Source organism: Acinetobacter sp. AYS6, from assembly GCF_025630795.1.
Classification (GTDB): Bacteria; Pseudomonadota; Gammaproteobacteria; order Pseudomonadales; family Moraxellaceae; genus Acinetobacter.
This window is the reverse complement of sequence record NZ_JAOTNV010000011.1, coordinates 69,138-86,658: the sequence shown is the minus strand read 5'-3', so window position 1 is coordinate 86,658 and position 17,521 is coordinate 69,138. Positions and strand designations below refer to the sequence as shown.

Sequence of the window (17,521 nt, the reverse complement as noted above, 5' to 3'; positions counted from 1 at the left end):
AACAAGCTTATAGCGATGCAGAGCAGAGTAAGTACCCTGCAAAAGAATTTGAGAGTAAAGCTTTATGAATATTAAGAGTAATGAAACATCTCATCAGTTAACTGAAGAGTTTTCTGCTCAATTACCGATTTGGAAACTGTTGGCTTTTACAGTTGCAGGCTTTCTGACCATCATGACAGAAACCATGCCAGCAGGAATTTTGCCCCAAATCAGTCAAGACTTACATATTTCGGAGGCTTATGCAGGGCAGCTTATAGCCGTGTATGCCTTAGGTTCTGTTTTAGCAGCAATACCGCTTATTAGCCTCACCCGTAGTTGGAATCGGAGACCTTTATTACTCAGTGCTATTGCAGGGTTACTTTTATTTAACGCGATTACTGCCTTATCAAATGACTATATTTTGACTTTGATTGCTCGTTTTATTGCAGGGATGGCAGCGGGTGTTATATGGGGGCTTTTAGCAGGTTATGTAAGACGTATGGTCTCTAGATCGTATCAAGGAAGAGCTTTAGCAATTGCTGGGGTTGGGCAACCCATTGCCTTATCAATTGGCGTTCCTTTGGGGGCGTGGTTGGGAACGTTGTTTGAGTGGCGTGGCGTATTTTGGATCATGTCTTTATTGGCATTGATTTTATTTGTTTGGATTCGTTTTTGTATTCCTGATTTTACGGGACAGTCAGCACAGAAAAAGTTGCCCATTTTAAAAGTTCTTTTAATGCCGGGCATTAGAGCTATTTTAGCAGTTGTCTTCCTTTGGATATTGGCTCATAGCATTCTTTATACTTATATTTCACCATTTTTGGTCTCAACAGGGCAGCCATACAACGTTGAGACTATCCTGTTTATATTCGGCATTTCTTCAATTGTAGGCATTCTCATTACAGGCATGTTTATCGATCGTTCATTAAGAAAAATAACGCTTTTAAGCTTATTTATCTTTGCAATCGCGACCGCGCTCTTGGGTGTTTATAGTTCTTCAAGTTTTGTCGTACTGGTGGGTGTGGTGTTATGGGGTGTCACTTTTGGTGGGGCTCCGACATTATTACAAACAGCCTTGGCAAATACTGCGGGTCACGAAGCAGATGTAGCACAGTCGATGTTGGTCACGGTCTTTAACCTTGCTATCGCATTTGGTGGAATGGTTGGTGGTGGATTGCTTGAAAGTTTTGGGGCAGCTTATTTTCCATGGTTTATGCTAGCTTTTGCTCTCATTGCGTTATGTACTGTTTACCATGCCCGTAAACATGGTTTTAGATCTTCATAAAAAGCTTTGCCCTTCATGATTAAAGACGTGAAGGGTGATTCAATTTTTATAGTGTGATGCACTGTCACCAAGAATTCTTGATATGAATGGTAAAATAAACCGTAAAATACGAATAAAGTGGAATTTAAATTTAATTAATTATTATGAAATGGGAATAAATTCTTTTTAATTTGCAATTTTGCGTAAAAATTCCCAAAAATGGTTAAAATTAGCTGTTCTTAGAAAAACAATCCCGCAGGGTGCTGGCTAAACTATATCTCAAGGGTGTGATAGGGATCGAAAAGAGTAGCATGCACCAAAACGTATAACGTTAGTGTGTACTCACCCAAAAGGTCTCGATTCGGCTTAGGACGCTATAGATCAAAAGTTTATAGGCATAAGGTTCTAACTTACAAAGTTATAATTGTTGAAGTAAACCATAGATGTTTTCCCTTGACACCCTAAAAAATTCTCTATAATAAAAACGATACTTTACAAGAATATAATTTATGAATAAGCCTTATCTTTCTGCCTTACCGCAAGACAGCCAAATCTCATCTCAATTGAACAATGCTTATTTCCACGATTCGTGGAGTATTGTGCTTGGTCAACCAGACCTGAATGTATTTCAGCAACTTATTAAACTGTTCGATCACACTCCTCAATGGATAGAGTGGAGCATGAATTTGCGTAATAAAATTACTTCAAAAATTGGTCTTAAAGATTTAGGAAGTTTTAAGCAGATTGATCCGCATAAAAAAGAAAATGACTATGTGGTAGGCGACCGAATTGGAATTTTTACCTTGCTACAACGTACGGAAAATGAGTTAGTTATTGGAGATGATGACAAGCATTTAAATGTGACTTTATCTATATACAAGAATGAAAAAACTCAAGAACTTACCGTAACCACAATAGTGCATATTAAAAACTTACTTGGGCGTATTTACATGTTGCCTGTAATTCCTGCCCATCGAAAAATAGTACCAGCGACTTTACAGATTTTAGGCTAGATTACTATTTTTATTTACGATGTGATCAGCCAAAATCATTTATATAATAATCTTATTATCATAATAATGAGCTGAATAATATGGAGAATAAAAATCAGTGCCGGCAATGCGCCGTTTGTGGAAAGAATTTTCCCTTAAAAGATCTTGTGTCTGGTGAAGTCATTCGTAATGTCATCAGTGATGAAATTTTAAAAGACTATCCAGACTGGACTTACTCAAGCTTTATTTGTCGGGCCGATCTGGCAGATTATCGAATTAAATATGTTCAGTCGCTATTACGTTCTGAAAAAGGTGAGTTATCTACCTTAGAAAATGAAGTGATTGGCAGCATGCAACGGCATGAGCTGATTAGTCGAAACACAGAAACAGATTTTGATCAAAAATGGACGTTGGGAGAAAAACTAGCAGATAAAATAGCCACTTTTGGGGGGAGTTGGGCATTTTTAATTTGTTTTGCTCTATTTTTAATAGGCTGGATTATTTTAAACACGGTCGTGATGGTCGTACGTCCTGTTGACCCATATCCTTTTATTTTGCTTAATTTGGTATTGTCATGCTTAGCTGCAATTCAGGCGCCTATTATTATGATGAGTCAAAACCGCCAAGAAGCCAAAGACCGCCTACGTTCCCAACATGATTATCAAATTAATTTAAAAGCCGAGCTTGAGATTCGACACCTACATGAAAAAATGGATCATCTTTTATCGCATCAGTGGGAAAGACTTGCGCATATTCAAGAAATTCAGCTCGATCTTTTGGCTGAAATGAATAAAAAACGATAAAAAATAAATCCGAGTTTCACGTGGAACATGGAGCGATGTATAGATTATTTTGCGGTAGATCTGAAATTTCTTTATGATCTGCCGCCATGCTCCATTGCTGTTTCTAAGACCATGCCTATAAACGACAACTTTGTTTACGCTCCTCCACAAGATCCACTTTCAATTTTATTTGAAGATGACGATTTAATTGTGGTTGATAAACCTGCGGGACTATTGTCGGTCATGGGTCGTTTACCTGAGCATCATGACAGTGCTTATTTACGCGTACTGGAAAAGTTTCCTTTAGCCAAAGTGACGCATCGTTTAGACATGGCAACATCGGGGCTACTTATGTTTGCCAAACATCGTGATGCAGAAGTTGCGGTAAGTAAAATGTTCCAGGCTCGGACCGTTAAAAAGCAGTATATTGCTTTGGTGCAAGGTCAAGTGATGCAAGAAGGGAGCGTTGAGGTTCCACTCATTACCGACTGGGAAAATCGTCCAAGACAAATTGTACATTTTGAACTAGGCAAACACGCTAAAACCTTGTTTCAGCCTTTGGTTTATGATGAAAAAACCAATCAAAGTCGAGTGTTGCTTGAACCAGTAACAGGGCGTTCGCATCAGCTACGTGTGCATATGATGCATATTGGGCATCCGATTATGGGCGACAAGCTTTATCATCCTGAACCTAAGCTTTTCCATTTAAATCGTATGGCATTACACGCAGCATATTTGGCTTTTCAACATCCATTAAATAGAACGAATGTGGTGATTGAATCGCAGGTGCCTTTTTAAAATTTATATACAATTAAAAATTTAATTTGATGCAATTGGGAACGGAATATATACCCAAACTGCAATAAAAGTCGGGTATTCTTGATGTCGAAAAATATTAATACTGCGACAACAACAAGGATCATTTTATGACTCGTGACTACGAACAATTTCCAGATGACGATAACGGTAATGTACTTTGGCAAATGGCTGAAGATGGGGATGATTTAACCGATTTGCATGAAATTGAATTTTCTATTGCATTCCAAGATCAGAAAAATGCAGAGCAATGTGCGCTCTATTTGCTTTATCAAGAACAAAAAGTTTCACTTTTTCAAGATGATTCTGTTGAGCCAAATGAATGGGTGATTACGGTCTTTGTCAATATGGAACCAGAGTATTCAGATATTGTTGACTTAGAGCAATGGTTTACTAGCATCGCTGAAAAATTTCAGGGCGAATATGATGGATGGGGCTGCATGGCCTATGTCTTTGATGAAGATGACGAAGAAGATGACCTGTTACAATAAGGTCTAAAATTAAGGGTAGGAGATAATCATGAACTTATCTCAAAAACAAATTGCTGTACGGTTTTTAGAGCTTGCCGCCGCTGGCGAAGTGGATGAAGCCTATAGCAATTATACCGCGCCCAATTTCAAGCACCACAACCCTTACTATGCGGGTGATGCGACTTCTTTGAAGGAAGGGATGCGTGAAAGTGCGGCTGAAACTCCAAACAAAGTCTTTGACGTTCAACATGTCATCGAAGATGGCGATTTGGTTGCTGTGCATTCTAAACTTGAAATGCAAATGAATGGGTTAACCACTTTGGCTGTGGTCCATATTTGTCGTTTTGAAAATGGAAAAATTGCTGAGTTTTGGGATGTCGGCCAAGTACAGCCCGACCCGCTCATCAATGAAAATGGCATGTTCTAATAAAAAAGCCCGAAATAATTCGGGCTTTTTTATTTATGTATGAATTAAAACTTCCACTGTGCCGAAATTGAAGCGTTGAGTGGTTCCCCTGGTTGAACCCATAAATCGCTATAGCTTGAGACATAGTAAGTTTTATCAAACAGGTTGTTTACGTTCAGCTGATAGCGTAAGCGGTCTGATGGGGCATAGTAGCCATTTAAATTGACAAGCGTATAGCTTGGTAAATTAAAGCCATTATCAAGATTATGTCCGCTGCGCTCGCCAACATAGGTGAGGTTAGCTCCTACACCTGCTTTTCTCGGACCTTTTTGTAGAAACTCATAATTGGTACTTACAGCGCCTTGGTGTTTTGGAACATTGCTTAGACGAGCGCCTTTTGCCAAGTCTTGGTCTTTTTCAATTTGAGCATCGGTATAACTATAGTTGGCATTGACGAACCAGCGGTCAGTGATTTGACTATTTAAGTCAAACTCAATTCCTTTACTGCTCACTTCACCTGCTGCGGTTTGAAAGTTACTGTCGATTGGATCTGTCGTCAGTACATTCTGCTTTTTCATTTTAAACAAAGCGAGACTAAGCACACTTTGGTCATTCATTTTATATTTGGTGCCGACCTCGTAGCTTTCGCCTTTTTCAGGAGCAAAAGTCTGGCCATTTCGGTTCATACCACTATTCATGGCAAATGAGCGGCCATAATTGCTATAAAATGCCCACTGGTCAGAGGCCTTAAAGTTTACTCCGAAACGCGGACTATTTTGATGAAGCGTCTGGTTGCTTTCAGTCTGTGTCAGGTGATTTTTAAAGTCTTGTTCGACCTGATCAAAACGATTGCCGAATAGCACACTCCACTGATCATTGAAAAAGATCTGGTCTTGTAAATTAAGCGCAAAGTAACGTTGCTGTTCTTTGGTGTTAGTAAACGGAGCTAAGTTCGGTAAATATTTGCCGTATTCAGGTTGGTAGATATCAATTGTGTTTGTTGAGCTTGTGCTGTGATTGCGACGAAGCTGGTTTTGCTTATAGTCGAGTTGACCAAGTTCAGTTGAAAGTAAAATTTCATGACGAGCCCACGACGTATCAACCTTGCCAAGTAACTCTGTCTGAGCCAGCACATCTTCACTCGTATAATCACGATAGCGACGTTGACGCTCTAAAGTACGTCCATCGGCTTGCATACGGCGAGGTTCGGTTGCAAAGCCGACCATTTTGGCGTCTTTATAGCTGACAGCACTATTTAGCTTCCAGTCCGGGTTAAATTCGTGACTCAGACGTAATTGGTAAAAGTAATCTTTTATTTTTAAATCGCCGTCGTCAGGTTCACCTGTAAAAGTTTTCGGGTCCATCACAAACTCATGATTGACGGTGCTTACACCACGGTCAAAGGTTCCTTTGTGCTCTGTAAATTCACTGTCAAAGTCGAGTTGCGTCTGGTCTGAAATTTTCCATGTGAGCTGTGGTGAAAAGAACCAGCGTTCACTACTGACATGATCACGAAAGCTTTGATTATCTTCGTGAGCGACTGCTACACGATAAGCCAGTTCATCGTTAATAGGGGCAGTATGCTCCAGACTTATTCGATATTGTTCTTGGGTATTGGCACGTAGGTTAACTTCACTTTCGCTTTCCCACTGTGGTTTTTTACTGTTGAGGTTAAGCAAACCTCCTGTTTCACCGCGACCATATAGCGCAGCCATCGGCCCTTTTAAAAACTCTAAAGATTCAATATTCACGACATCTTTTGGAGTACTAATCCCTCGGTTGACACTCAAACCGTTACGGATCATAGAGGCACCTAAATTGGGGTCGGTACTAAAACCACGGAAAGAGTAATTATCCCAAAACCCACCACCGAAACTATTTTGATGAAAAACCCCACTCACTAAGCTTAATGCGTCATCAATCCGTTGAACGTCTTGTTGTTCCATCATTTGTTTTGAAACATAAGCACGATTAAAAGGAACGTCTAAAACATCGTGAGAAAATTTAGTCGCCGAGCTATTTTGGCTCACATCTTCTTGGGTGCTTTCAGCCTGAATACGTATGGTCTCAAGTACCGTTGAGGTTTCTTCTGCCCAAGTAAATGTCGATATAAATGATAGACCCAACGAAGACAACAATCCTAATTTGTGTTGCATAAATAATCAGCCATGAAAGACAAAAGAAGTTTAATGTAATAGTATAACGTTACATTATTTTATTGATTACCGCTATGCCTTTAGAAAAGAATATTGAACGTTTACAGTCGATTGATGCATTGCGTGGTTTGGTAATCATCATTATGTTACTCGACCATGTAAGAGAAACTTTCTATTTACATAAACAGGTTACCGATCCAATGGACGTAACAGTAACAGAACCAGCATTATTTGGTAGTCGATTATTGGCACATATTTGCGCTCCGGTTTTTGTACTTTTAACCGGTATTTCTGCATTTTTATTTCAATCAAAAAAACAGGATTTACAACAAACGCGTGCCTTTCTATTAAAACGCGGCTTATTTTTAATTGTGTTAGAGCTCACGCTGGTGAACTTTGCATGGACAGTGACTTTTCCGCCTGAAGTCATTTATTTACAAGTGATCTGGGCGATTGGTATTAGCATGGTGGTCTTGGCTTGCTGTGTAAGTTTGCCTTTGCCAGTTCTTGCTGGTGTAGCGTTAGTCATTATTTTTGGGCACAACTTGCTAGATTCTGTGCACTTCTCACAAGGCATCCTACAGAATATATGGTTCGTTTTACACGAACGTGGTTGGATTGAATTTGCGGGTATCAAGCTTCGTACAAGTTACCCTGTTTTACCCTGGATTGGGGTGATTTTATTAGGCTACGTTTTAGGTCAGTTCTTTAGTTCAAAATATACAGCAAAGCAAAGAAGCCTCGCTTTACTTAGTCTTGGATTAGCAAGTATCGGGTTATTTGTTTTACTGCGTTTTATCAACGTCTATGGGGATCAGCCATGGCAACATTTTGAGTCATTACAACTGAGCCTCATGAGCTTTTTTAACCTCACCAAGTATCCGCCGTCGTTACTGTTTATTTTGCTAAATGTTGGAATTGGCTTGATTGTGCTGGTTGCTTTTGAACGTATGCAACAATACTCATTTTTAAAACCATTGGTCGTGTTTGGTTCGGTGCCGATGTTCTTTTATTTATTACACTTATATGTGCTGAAACTGATGTATGTGTTCGCACTCAGCGTGTGGGGGGCCAACTACGGGAATTATTTGTCGGTCAACCATGTATGGATGCTGTGGTTAATTACGATTGCGCTGTCTTTTGCGCTCTATCCAGCGGTTAAGTGGTTCTCGAAATTCAAACATCAAAATAAACATATTTCGATTTTAAAATATTTCTAATTTTCAAAACGTGAGTAAAGCGAATTCAATGAAGCTTCGCTTTACTTGCTCACATCTAAATATAGAGTTTCTTTGACTTCTTCCATGACCACATAACTATGTGAAGATGCCGAAGCGGGGAGTTTCTTTAACAGATCTCCCAATAAGCGGCGGTATGCGCTCATTTCTTTTAAACGTGCTTTTACAAGGTAGTCAAATTCACCTGAAATGAGGTGACATTCGAGTACTTCAGGAATCTCAACAAGGTCTCTGGCTACTTGGTCAAATACATCGCCTGATTTGGCAGATAACTTAATTTCTAAAAAGACGAGCAGGTTACGGTCCACAAAGGCTGGGTTTAGCCGAGCGTAATAACCCATGATAATACCATCGCGTTCAAGGCGTTTTACACGCTCTGAACAGGGGGTGGTAGAGAGGTTGACTCTCGATGCCAATTCACTGATCGCAATTCGTCCTTCACGCTGCAAAATATCCAGAATCATGCGATCTATACGATCTAAGGGGCGCATAGATATTTCCTCTTTTTTTTAAATTCTCGCGAGAAAAACATAAATTTACCTAGATTATAGCCTGAAAAACAGTGAAATAAACTATTTAAGCAGAAATATACTAGTTAAATAAACTGGTGTGCGTGAGGGGATGGAAATGCGCGTAATTGTATTAGGTAGCGGCGTTATCGGAGTGGCAAGTGCCTATTATCTAGCTCAACAAGGAGCTGAGGTCACTGTTCTTGACCGTCAGTCAGGTCCTGCTGAAGAAACAAGCTTTGGTAATGCAGGTCAAATTTCACCAGGGTATTCAACCCCTTGGGCAGCACCAGGAATTCCTTTTAAAGCTGTGAAGTGGATGTTCCAACACCATGCACCGCTTGCGATTAATTTAGATGGCAGCATGTGGCAATTACAGTGGATGGCGCAAATGCTAAAAAACTGTAATCCACAAAGTTATGCTGTGAACAAAGAACGTATGATGCGTGTGGCTGAATATAGCCGTGATTGCTTACGTGAACTTAGAAAAGATACTGGTATTAATTACGAAAACCGTGCGAAGGGTACTTTGCAGCTATTTCGTAAAGAAGCACAAATGGAAGCAGTTCAACGCGACATTAGCGTGCTACAAGAATGCGGCGTAAGCTACGAATTATTAAATGGCAACGAACTTGGTCGTGTAGAACCAGCTTTGGCAAATGCGCAAGATAAACTCGTTGGTGGTTTACACTTACCAAATGACGAGACAGGTGACTGTTATTTATTTACCAATGCTTTAGCGCAAATTGCTAAAGAGTTGGGTGTTAACTTCCAGTTCAATCAGAACGTAGAAAAATTGATTGTAGAAGGCGATGAAATTAAGGGCGTTCAGGTCAATGGTAAGGTCTTAACCGCAGATCGTTATGTCTTAGCATTTGGTAGCTATTCACGCGATTTCTTGAAACCACTTGATCTACAGTTACCTGTATATCCAGTGAAAGGTTACTCGTTGACAATTCCAATTGTTGACCCTGCTTTTGCTCCGCAATCTACAGTGCTTGATGAAACCTACAAAATTGCGATTACTCGTTTTGACCAACGTATTCGCGTAGGTGGAATGGCAGAGCTAAGTGGTTTCAATTTAGGTCTGAATGAAGACCGCCGTGCAACCTTGCAAATGGTCACTCAGGACTTGTTCCCGGGCGGTGATATGGCACAGGCATCTTTCTGGACGGGTCTACGTCCAATGACACCAGACAGTACCCCAATTATTGGAGCGACTCGCTTTAAAAATCTGTTCTTGAATACAGGTCACGGTACTTTAGGTTGGACCATGGCATGTGGTTCAGGAAAATTAATCAGTGACATCGTATTGAATCATAAGACTGATATCAGTACAGATGGCCTTTCAATTCAGCGTTATTCACACGCGCATGCTGCATAACGGACGTTAGGAAAGTAATCATGCCTCGTCCTATTACCGCAGTCATCCACCGTCAAGCCTTACAAAATAACTTGGCGGTGGTACGCAAGGCTATGCCAAACAGTAAGGTCTTTGCCGTTGTAAAAGCCAATGCTTATGGACACGGAATTGAACGTGTTTATGAAGCGTTTAAAGCAGCAGATGGCTTTGCCTTACTTGATCTTGATGAAGCAAAACGAATTCGTGCTTTAGGTTGGACAGGTCCAATTTTATTGCTTGAAGGAATTTTCTCTCCTCAAGATTTATTTGATTGTGTGCAATATCAACTCAGTTTCACCATTCATAGTGAAGCACAAATCGAGTGGGTAGAAAAGCATCCTTATCCTGCTCAATTTGATGTTTGCTTAAAAATGAACAGTGGTATGAACCGTCTTGGTTTTAAACCACAGCACTATGTTCAGGCTTGGGAACGTTTAAATAACTTGGCAACTGTATCCAAGATTACGCACATGATGCATTTTTCAGATGCAGATGGCGAGCGTTTTGGCCAGCAAGGTATTGATTATCAAATCACTGCATTTGAAGAAATTATTAAAGATTTACCGGGTGAAAGGTCGGTAAGTAATAGCGCGGCAATTCTGCGCTATCAAGACCAGCTCAAATCAGATTATGCACGTAGCGGCATCATGCTCTATGGCAGCTCGCCAGACTACCCGACGCATAGTATTGCGGATTGGGGCTTACAACCGACCATGAGCTTACGTAGTGAAATTATTTCTGTTCAGCATTTAGAACCGAAAGAAAGCGTAGGTTATGGCTCAAACTTTGTCGCAGAGCAGCCCATGACCATTGGGATTGTCGCTTGTGGTTATGCCGATGGTTATCAACGTCTTTCACCAACAGGTACTCCGGTTTTAGTGGACTCTGTCCTCACTCGTACAGTCGGCCGCGTCAGCATGGATATGTTGGCAGTCGATTTAACGGGCATTGAGAGTGCCAAAGTCGGCAGCGAAGTTGTGCTTTGGGGCCAATCAAGTACTGGTGTCATTTTACCTATTGATGATGTCGCAGTTTCATCTGGTACGGTGGGTTACGAGCTGATGTGTGCAGTTACCGCCCGTGTTCAATTTATTAATCAGGTATAAGGAAATCCGAATGTCTAATTCAGATATACAGAAAATTAACAGTAACGAAGTCATGAGCGCCGTGACTGTTTTTAACAAAGTGGTTTATCTGTCAGGTCAGGTACCTAAAAATACCGAGCAAGATGTGGCAGGCCAAACTCGTGAAATTCTTGCAACGATTGATGAACTTTTGGCATTAGCCAATACCGACAAATCTCGCTTGCTCTCTGCACAGCTCTATTTGAAAAATCTTTCTGACTTTTCAACCGTAAATGCAATTTGGGTTGACTGGTTAAAAGAGTGTGTTGCTCCATCACGTGCCACAATTCAGGCCGATTTGGTCAATCCAGATTGGCTCATTGAAATTGCCGTGACGGCAGCACAAAAGTAATTCGTTTTTACTCCAAAAATGATGATGTATCTAACAGAAGGAAGATAGATACGGTCTAACCAGTCATTTTTGGTGAACAGATTCAGTGACCTATGGCATACGGTTCGATTTTCGCCATAGGTTGCTGATCTTAACAAAGGAATTCAAAAAGGAATTTTAATATGACAACGGCTCGTCATTCAGATACGGAAAATTCTCCTGATCATCTGCAACGAAAACTGTCTAACCGTCATTTACAACTGATTGCTATTGGCGGTGCAATTGGAACCGGCCTATTTATGGGTTCGGGCAAAACCATCTCCCTCGCAGGTCCTTCAATTCTTTTAATCTATATGATTATTGGAGGAATGTTCTTTTTCATGATGCGTGCAATGGGCGAGTTGCTTCTTGCAAATCTGCATTACAAATCTTTTGTTGATATGGCTCATGACTTGATCGGTCCTTGGGCCGGTTACTATTTGGGTTGGACCTATTGGTTAGGCTGGGTGCTGGTCGGTATTGCGGACCTTTCAGCGGTCATTAACTATTTAGGTTTCTGGCTGCCCGATGGCACGAGCTTCTCTCCAACTCAACAGGCCATGATTAGCGCAGGCTGTGTATTGTTTGTGATGGGTCTTAACCTACTGACAGTGAAGCTATTTGGTGAAATTGAATTTTGGTTTGCACTCATTAAGATTTTGGCGATTATTGGCCTGATCGGAGTGGGTGGTTATATGATTTTCAGTCATTTCCAAGCTCCGCAAGGCGCTGTTGCAAGCATTAGTAATGTTTGGTCGCATGGTGGTTTATTCCCGAAAGGTACAGAAGGCTTCTTGGCTGGTTTCCAAATTGCCGTGTTTGCTTTTGTCGGGGTTGAACTGGTTGGTACAACAGCTGCTGAAACCAAAGACCCAGAGAAGAATTTACCGAAAGCAATTAACGCGATTCCTGTACGTATTATTTTGTTCTATGTACTAGCACTCTTTATTGTGATGTCAGTAACGCCGTGGGACCATATTCGCGCAGACAAAAGTCCGTTTGTTGAGTTGTTCTTAAATGCGGGTATTCCTGTTTCAGCCATCATCATGAACTTGGTGGTGCTGTCTTCGGTGATGTCTTCAATGAACAGCGGTGTGTTTTCAACCAGCCGTATGCTGTTCGGTTTATCGAAAGATGGTCAGGCACCGGGTGCATTTGGTCGCTTATCAAAACGTGCTGTACCTTCAAATGGTTTGATCTTCTCATGTATTTTCATTATGGGTGGGGCAGTACTTCAGTACTTTGTTCCAAACACCATGGAAGCATTTACGTTGGCAAGTTCACTCTGTGTGATTCTATTCATTAGTGTCTGGAGTCTTATCATGGTGTGCTATTTACGCTATCGTAAATTACGTCCTGAATTACATGAAAAATCGACTTTCAAAATGCCAGGCGGCATTTGGATGAGTTATATCGTTTTGGCATTTATGCTTTTCACTTTAGTCATCTTGGCACTTGAGCCTGATACTTTAAAAGCACTCTATGTCAGTCCAGTATGGTTGATCATCTTAGGTGTTACCTATCATGTGCTCTATAAACCACGTATGAAAAAACTAGGACGTGAACTCGTCAACGATCATTAAGTGTTATTAAAAGCCAATCAATCATGATTGGCTTTTTTTATTTTCTTTCTATTTTTTATCGGAATAATATTGTTTATTTTTGGATCAATAGAGCCGTTTGGAGGGTGCTGGAAAAGTACATCTAGCATGAACACATGCTACACTCCGGCTAATCTGGAGAATCCAGATATGTTAATTAAAATTGCCGTGAAGGCATTACATAAATAATGTGACTTAAAAAAACAGGACAAACGATTTATCAATTAAGGAAAAAATATACTTGAACATCTTGTCCTGAGGTATAGACTCAGCAACCCACGATATACGGTTCGTTTTTCTCCCTATAGGTTGCTGATTTTAAGTTAAGCAAAATATAAAAAGGACTTCTAATATGACAATGGTTCATCATCCAGATGAGGCAAGCTCCCCTGATCATTTACAACGGAAATTAAATAATCGCCATCTACAAATGATTGCAATTGGCGGTGCAATTGGAACGGGTCTATTTATGGGCTCGGGCAAAACCATCTCCCTCGCTGGTCCTTCAATTCTCGTGATTTACATGTTAATTGGTGGCATGTTTTTTTTCTTAATGCGCGCATTAGGTGAATTACTACTCGCTAATTTGCATTACAAGTCATTTGTCGATATGGCATATGATTTGATTGGCCCATGGGCTGGTTACTATATAGGCTGGACCTATTGGTTAGGCTGGGTACTGGTTGGTATTGCGGACCTTTCAGCGGTCATTAACTATTTAAGTTTCTGGCTGCCCGAAGGCGCCAGTTTCTCACCAATGCAACAGGCCATGATTAGTGCAGGCTGTGTACTATTCATTTTAGGGCTTAACCTTCTTACGGTGAAGTTGTTTGGTGAAGTTGAATTCTGGTTCGCACTCATTAAGATTTTAGCCATTATTGGCCTGATCGGAGTGGGTGGCTACATGATCCTTACTCATTTTCAAGCTCCGCATGGTGAGGTTGTGAGTGTAAGTAATGTGTGGTCGCATGGCGGCATATTTCCAAAAGGTGTAAGCGGATTTTTGGCAGGTTTCCAGATTGCCGTATTTGCCTTTATTGGCGTCGAATTGATTGGTACAACAGCCGCTGAAACGAAAGATCCAGAGAAAAATCTACCGAAGGCAATTAACGCGATTCCTGTACGTATTATTTTATTCTATGTGTTGGCACTCTTTGTGGTGATGTCAGTAACACCTTGGGATCACATTCGTGCAGACAAAAGTCCGTTTGTTGAGTTGTTCTTAAATGCGGGTATTCCTGTTTCAGCTATCATCATGAACTTGGTGGTACTGTCTTCAGTGATGTCTTCAATGAACAGTGGTGTGTTTTCAACCAGTCGTATGCTGTTTGGTTTATCAAAAGATGGTCAGGCGCCAAGTGCCTTGGGGCGTTTATCAAAACGTGCCGTACCTTCAAATGGTTTAATCTTCTCATGTATTTTCATTATGGGTGGGGCAGTGCTTCAGTACTTTGTTCCAAACACCATGGAAGCATTTACTTTGGCAAGTTCACTCTGTGTGATTCTCTTTATTAGCGTATGGCTTCTGATCATGGCATGCTATTTACGTTACCGTAAGTTGAGTCCAGAGTTACATGCTAAATCGACCTTTAAAATGCCGGGCGGGGTGTTGATGGCGTATGTGGTCATCGCATTCTTCTTGTTTACTTTGGTGATTTTGGCACTAGAGCCAGATACTTTGAAAGCACTCTATGTTAGTCCATTATGGCTAGTTGTTTTAGGCGTTAGCTATCATGTGTTTTATAAACCCCGCATGAAAAAACTAGGCCAAGAAAGTTTTGATTAATTATTCATAATTTCAAAAAAGCCAATCATCCGTGATTGGCTTTTTTATTTACACTTTCTAATCAACCAACAAATGCTGATATTTATCGGCTTGTTTACGCAAATAGTCCCAAACTAACTTAATGCGTGGTTCATGTTGTAAATCAACAAAAGTCAGCATCCAGAAGGTATGAGTAAAGCGAACTTGCTGCTCTAAAACGACGTCAAGTTCTGGTTTATCATCTGCTAAAAACTTGGGCAAAATCGCAAGTCCTGCGCCTGCACTCACTGCAATTTGTTGGGCCAAAATACTGCTGCTACGGAAGTTGGCATTAAGCTTCAAAGGTAAACGTTCTAAACAGTACAGTTCAGGGCTATAGACCAGATCATCAATATAGTTCACAAAGCGGTGTTGGGTTAAATCTTCTAAACCACGAATGGGTGGGTTTTGCGCCAGATAGTTTTGGCTGCCATAAATTTTTAAGCAGTAGTCTGATAACCGCGTAATGATGTAGGGCCCAGACGTTGGACGATCAATCGACACCACAATGTCTGCCTCACGGTGTGAGAGTTTAATCATTTTCGGTACTGGAATCAGATCGATGGTGAGCAGTGGATATTGAATAGAGAACTCAGCCAGTAAACGGGCTAAAAACGCAGTACCAAAGCCTTCAGGTGTGCCAATACGCACACGGCCTTGCAAAGGTTGATGTGGTTTTTCAATTTGTAAGAAAGCTTGTTCCATTTGCTCAACTCGAGGAACAAGTGCCATCCCTTCAAGTGTCAACTCATAACCAGTCGCTTCACGCTTAAACAGCGTTGTACCCAAAGCAAGTTCTAGGGCCTGAATCCGTCTAGCCACTGTACTGTGCTCGACACCAATAATCCGCGCAGCGTTGGTCAGCGTTTTAGTCCGAGCTAAAACCAGAAAAAAATGTAGATGATCCCAATCCACTTTCATTTTTGTTGTAATCCTTGTGCATATTTGCACAACAATCGTGCATGAATTTTCGTTGGTGGTCAAAGTTTTCTTTGTTAGTCTCAATTGAAACTGAAATAAAGAAAATATGATCAAAAAGTATTTTCTAATAATTGAACACAATAAAAATACGGCCTACGGAGAGGTTATGAACACAATCCAAAAAATCGAATTGGAAACCGCTAAATTACTCATTAACGGAAATTTTATCGAATCTGAAACACAGGAATGGCAAGACATTATTAACCCTGCGACTCAGGAAGTGATTGGTCGTGTACCATTTGCAACGGTTAAAGAAGTTGACGCTGCCATTCAGGCTGCACAAGATGCTTTTGCTTCTTGGCGTCAGACCCCAATTCAGGCACGTATGCGCATCATGCTTAAGTTACAAGACTTGATCCGTGCCAACATGAAAGAAATTGCACAAGTACTAACGGCTGAACAAGGCAAAACCTTGGCCGACGCAGAAGGTGATATTCAACGTGGTTTAGAAGTGGTTGAACATGCTTGTTCGGTTGGCACCTTACAAATGGGTGAATATGTTGAAGGCGTAGCGCGTGGTGTAGACACGTATACCTTGCAACAACCTTTGGGTGTCTGTGCGGGTATTACGCCGTTTAACTTCCCTGCCATGATTCCACTTTGGATGTTCCCAATGGCAATCGTGTGCGGCAATACCTTTGTTTTAAAACCATCAGAACAAGATCCGTTATCGACCATGATGCTCGTTGAGCTTGCGATTCAAGCGGGTATTCCGGCAGGTGTGCTGAACGTTGTGCATGGCGGTAAAGAAGTGGTTGACCGTTTGTGTACGCACAAAGATATTAAAGCGATTTCATTTGTGGGCTCAACTGCTGTCGGAACGCATGTTTATAACCTTGCAGGACAACATGGTAAACGTGTGCAGTCGATGATGGGTGCAAAAAACCATGTGGCTGTGATGCCTGATGCCAATAAGGAGCAAACCTTAAATGCCTTGGTCGGTGCAGCATTTGGTGCAGCGGGGCAACGCTGTATGGCATTGTCGGTTGCAGTCATGGTGGGTGAGAGTAAACAGTGGATTCAAGAGTTAGTTGAAAAAGCGAAAACCTTAAAAGTAAACGCAGGCCATGAGCCAAATACTGACATTGGCCCAGTCATTTCAAAACGTGCTAAAGCGCGAGTGTTGGACTTAATTAATAGCGGTGTTGAGCAAGGGGCAGAGTTGCTACTCGATGGCCGCAATGTTCAAGTTCAAGGCTACGAGTCTGGTAACTTTGTCGGCGCGACGATTTTTAGCGGCGTAAATACCGACATGCGTATTTATCAAGAAGAAGTCTTTGGCCCTGTACTTTCCATTATTTGTGTAGACACCCTTGAGGAAGCGATTGGTCTTATCAATGCCAATCCATTTGGTAACGGTGTAGGTCTATTCACACAAAGTGGCGCGATTGCACGCACTTTCCAAAACTTAATTGATGTAGGTCAAGTTGGTATCAACATTCCAATTCCTGTGCCAGTGCCTTTCTTTAGTTTTACCGGTTCAAGAGGTTCAAAACTGGGTGATTTAGGGCCATACGGCAAACAAGCTGTGCAGTTCTATACCCAAACCAAAACTATTACCAGTCGCTGGTTTGAAGATAGCCATGAAGTTGGTGGTGTAAATACAACCATTAGTTTACGTTAAGGG

The 17,521-nt window shown here is 41.1% G+C and carries 16 protein-coding genes; 13 read left to right on the top strand and 3 right to left on the bottom strand.

The features are described 5' to 3' along the window. Positions 1 to 64 precede the first annotated feature (64 nt). The 6 genes from OD757_RS17120 to OD757_RS17095 all read left to right on the top strand — a co-directional run bounded on the left by OD757_RS17120 (position 65) and on the right by OD757_RS17095 (position 4,730). On the top strand, positions 65 to 1,264 hold the full coding sequence (locus OD757_RS17120; protein ID WP_263032607.1) for an MFS transporter: 1,200 nt from the start codon (positions 65 to 67) through the stop codon (positions 1,262 to 1,264). A 488-nt stretch (positions 1,265 to 1,752) separates the two neighbouring features. Then, a complete protein-coding gene (locus OD757_RS17115) occupies positions 1,753 to 2,256 on the top strand; it encodes a DUF2867 domain-containing protein (RefSeq protein ID WP_263032606.1) in 504 nt (167 codons plus the stop codon). 80 nt (positions 2,257 to 2,336) lie between these two features. After that, a complete protein-coding gene (locus OD757_RS17110) occupies positions 2,337 to 3,038 on the top strand; it encodes a DUF1003 domain-containing protein (protein ID WP_263032605.1) in 702 nt (233 codons plus the stop codon). A 111-nt stretch (positions 3,039 to 3,149) separates the two neighbouring features. Next, positions 3,150 to 3,815: an RluA family pseudouridine synthase gene (locus OD757_RS17105; RefSeq protein WP_263032604.1), complete on the top strand. Its 666-nt coding sequence runs from the start codon at positions 3,150 to 3,152 to the stop codon at positions 3,813 to 3,815. 128 nt (positions 3,816 to 3,943) lie between these two features. Then, complete coding sequence (locus OD757_RS17100; RefSeq protein ID WP_151743783.1) at positions 3,944 to 4,324, top strand: ribonuclease E inhibitor RraB; 381 nt, start codon at positions 3,944 to 3,946, stop codon at positions 4,322 to 4,324. Positions 4,325 to 4,352: 28 nt separating this feature from the next. Further along, the gene (locus tag OD757_RS17095) at positions 4,353 to 4,730 is read left to right on the top strand and encodes an ester cyclase (protein WP_263032603.1); all 378 of its coding nucleotides are present in this window, start codon (positions 4,353 to 4,355) and stop codon (positions 4,728 to 4,730) included. A 44-nt stretch (positions 4,731 to 4,774) separates the two neighbouring features. Here OD757_RS17095 and OD757_RS17090 read toward each other — a convergent pair whose 3' ends face one another. Then, the gene (locus OD757_RS17090) at positions 4,775 to 6,865 is read right to left on the bottom strand and encodes a TonB-dependent receptor (RefSeq protein ID WP_263032602.1); all 2,091 of its coding nucleotides are present in this window, start codon (positions 6,863 to 6,865) and stop codon (positions 4,775 to 4,777) included. 74 nt (positions 6,866 to 6,939) lie between these two features. Between OD757_RS17090 and OD757_RS17085 the strand changes: the two genes are divergently transcribed. Next, entirely contained in the window at positions 6,940 to 8,085 is a 1,146-nt protein-coding gene (locus OD757_RS17085) for a DUF1624 domain-containing protein (RefSeq protein WP_263032601.1), read from the top strand. A 41-nt stretch (positions 8,086 to 8,126) separates the two neighbouring features. Here OD757_RS17085 and OD757_RS17080 read toward each other — a convergent pair whose 3' ends face one another. Next, positions 8,127 to 8,594, bottom strand: coding sequence for an Lrp/AsnC ligand binding domain-containing protein (locus OD757_RS17080; RefSeq protein WP_005804788.1), 468 nt, complete (start codon positions 8,592 to 8,594; stop codon positions 8,127 to 8,129). A 136-nt stretch (positions 8,595 to 8,730) separates the two neighbouring features. Between OD757_RS17080 and OD757_RS17075 the strand changes: the two genes are divergently transcribed. From OD757_RS17075 to OD757_RS17055, 5 genes are all read left to right on the top strand, one after another. Continuing rightward, on the top strand, positions 8,731 to 9,996 hold the full coding sequence (locus tag OD757_RS17075) for a D-amino acid dehydrogenase (protein ID WP_002118025.1): 1,266 nt from the start codon (positions 8,731 to 8,733) through the stop codon (positions 9,994 to 9,996). 20 nt (positions 9,997 to 10,016) lie between these two features. Then, positions 10,017 to 11,120: an alanine racemase gene (gene alr / locus OD757_RS17070; RefSeq protein WP_263032600.1), complete on the top strand. Its 1,104-nt coding sequence runs from the start codon at positions 10,017 to 10,019 to the stop codon at positions 11,118 to 11,120. 10 nt (positions 11,121 to 11,130) lie between these two features. Continuing rightward, positions 11,131 to 11,490 (top strand): RidA family protein, encoded by a 360-nt coding sequence (locus OD757_RS17065; protein ID WP_263032599.1) that lies wholly within the window; start codon positions 11,131 to 11,133, stop codon positions 11,488 to 11,490. Positions 11,491 to 11,651: 161 nt separating this feature from the next. Then, the gene (locus tag OD757_RS17060) at positions 11,652 to 13,091 is read left to right on the top strand and encodes an amino acid permease (protein WP_263032598.1); all 1,440 of its coding nucleotides are present in this window, start codon (positions 11,652 to 11,654) and stop codon (positions 13,089 to 13,091) included. Positions 13,092 to 13,467: 376 nt separating this feature from the next. Continuing rightward, positions 13,468 to 14,895, top strand: a complete 1,428-nt coding sequence (locus OD757_RS17055) for an amino acid permease (protein WP_151989289.1) — start codon at positions 13,468 to 13,470, stop codon at positions 14,893 to 14,895. A gap of 57 nt (positions 14,896 to 14,952) precedes the next feature. Here OD757_RS17055 and OD757_RS17050 read toward each other — a convergent pair whose 3' ends face one another. Then, positions 14,953 to 15,834 (bottom strand): LysR family transcriptional regulator, encoded by an 882-nt coding sequence (locus tag OD757_RS17050; RefSeq protein ID WP_004640467.1) that lies wholly within the window; start codon positions 15,832 to 15,834, stop codon positions 14,953 to 14,955. A gap of 166 nt (positions 15,835 to 16,000) precedes the next feature. Between OD757_RS17050 and OD757_RS17045 the strand changes: the two genes are divergently transcribed. Next, positions 16,001 to 17,518 carry a CoA-acylating methylmalonate-semialdehyde dehydrogenase gene (locus OD757_RS17045; protein WP_263032597.1) on the top strand — a complete coding sequence of 506 codons (1,518 nt, stop codon included), beginning with the start codon at positions 16,001 to 16,003 and terminating at the stop codon, positions 17,516 to 17,518. Positions 17,519 to 17,521: the final 3 nt, after the last annotated feature.

Coding starts and splice junctions, on each gene's coding strand:
- OD757_RS17120 (WP_263032607.1), top strand. CDS start 65: ATGAATATTAAGAGTAATGAAACATCTCATCAGTTAACTGAAGAGTTT.
- OD757_RS17115 (WP_263032606.1), top strand. CDS start 1,753: ATGAATAAGCCTTATCTTTCTGCCTTACCGCAAGACAGCCAAATCTCA.
- OD757_RS17110 (WP_263032605.1), top strand. CDS start 2,337: ATGGAGAATAAAAATCAGTGCCGGCAATGCGCCGTTTGTGGAAAGAAT.
- OD757_RS17105 (WP_263032604.1), top strand. CDS start 3,150: ATGCCTATAAACGACAACTTTGTTTACGCTCCTCCACAAGATCCACTT.
- OD757_RS17100 (WP_151743783.1), top strand. CDS start 3,944: ATGACTCGTGACTACGAACAATTTCCAGATGACGATAACGGTAATGTA.
- OD757_RS17095 (WP_263032603.1), top strand. CDS start 4,353: ATGAACTTATCTCAAAAACAAATTGCTGTACGGTTTTTAGAGCTTGCC.
- OD757_RS17090 (WP_263032602.1), bottom strand. CDS start 6,865: ATGCAACACAAATTAGGATTGTTGTCTTCGTTGGGTCTATCATTTATA.
- OD757_RS17085 (WP_263032601.1), top strand. CDS start 6,940: ATGCCTTTAGAAAAGAATATTGAACGTTTACAGTCGATTGATGCATTG.
- OD757_RS17080 (WP_005804788.1), bottom strand. CDS start 8,594: ATGCGCCCCTTAGATCGTATAGATCGCATGATTCTGGATATTTTGCAG.
- OD757_RS17075 (WP_002118025.1), top strand. CDS start 8,731: ATGCGCGTAATTGTATTAGGTAGCGGCGTTATCGGAGTGGCAAGTGCC.
- alr (WP_263032600.1), top strand. CDS start 10,017: ATGCCTCGTCCTATTACCGCAGTCATCCACCGTCAAGCCTTACAAAAT.
- OD757_RS17065 (WP_263032599.1), top strand. CDS start 11,131: ATGTCTAATTCAGATATACAGAAAATTAACAGTAACGAAGTCATGAGC.
- OD757_RS17060 (WP_263032598.1), top strand. CDS start 11,652: ATGACAACGGCTCGTCATTCAGATACGGAAAATTCTCCTGATCATCTG.
- OD757_RS17055 (WP_151989289.1), top strand. CDS start 13,468: ATGGTTCATCATCCAGATGAGGCAAGCTCCCCTGATCATTTACAACGG.
- OD757_RS17050 (WP_004640467.1), bottom strand. CDS start 15,834: ATGAAAGTGGATTGGGATCATCTACATTTTTTTCTGGTTTTAGCTCGG.
- OD757_RS17045 (WP_263032597.1), top strand. CDS start 16,001: ATGAACACAATCCAAAAAATCGAATTGGAAACCGCTAAATTACTCATT.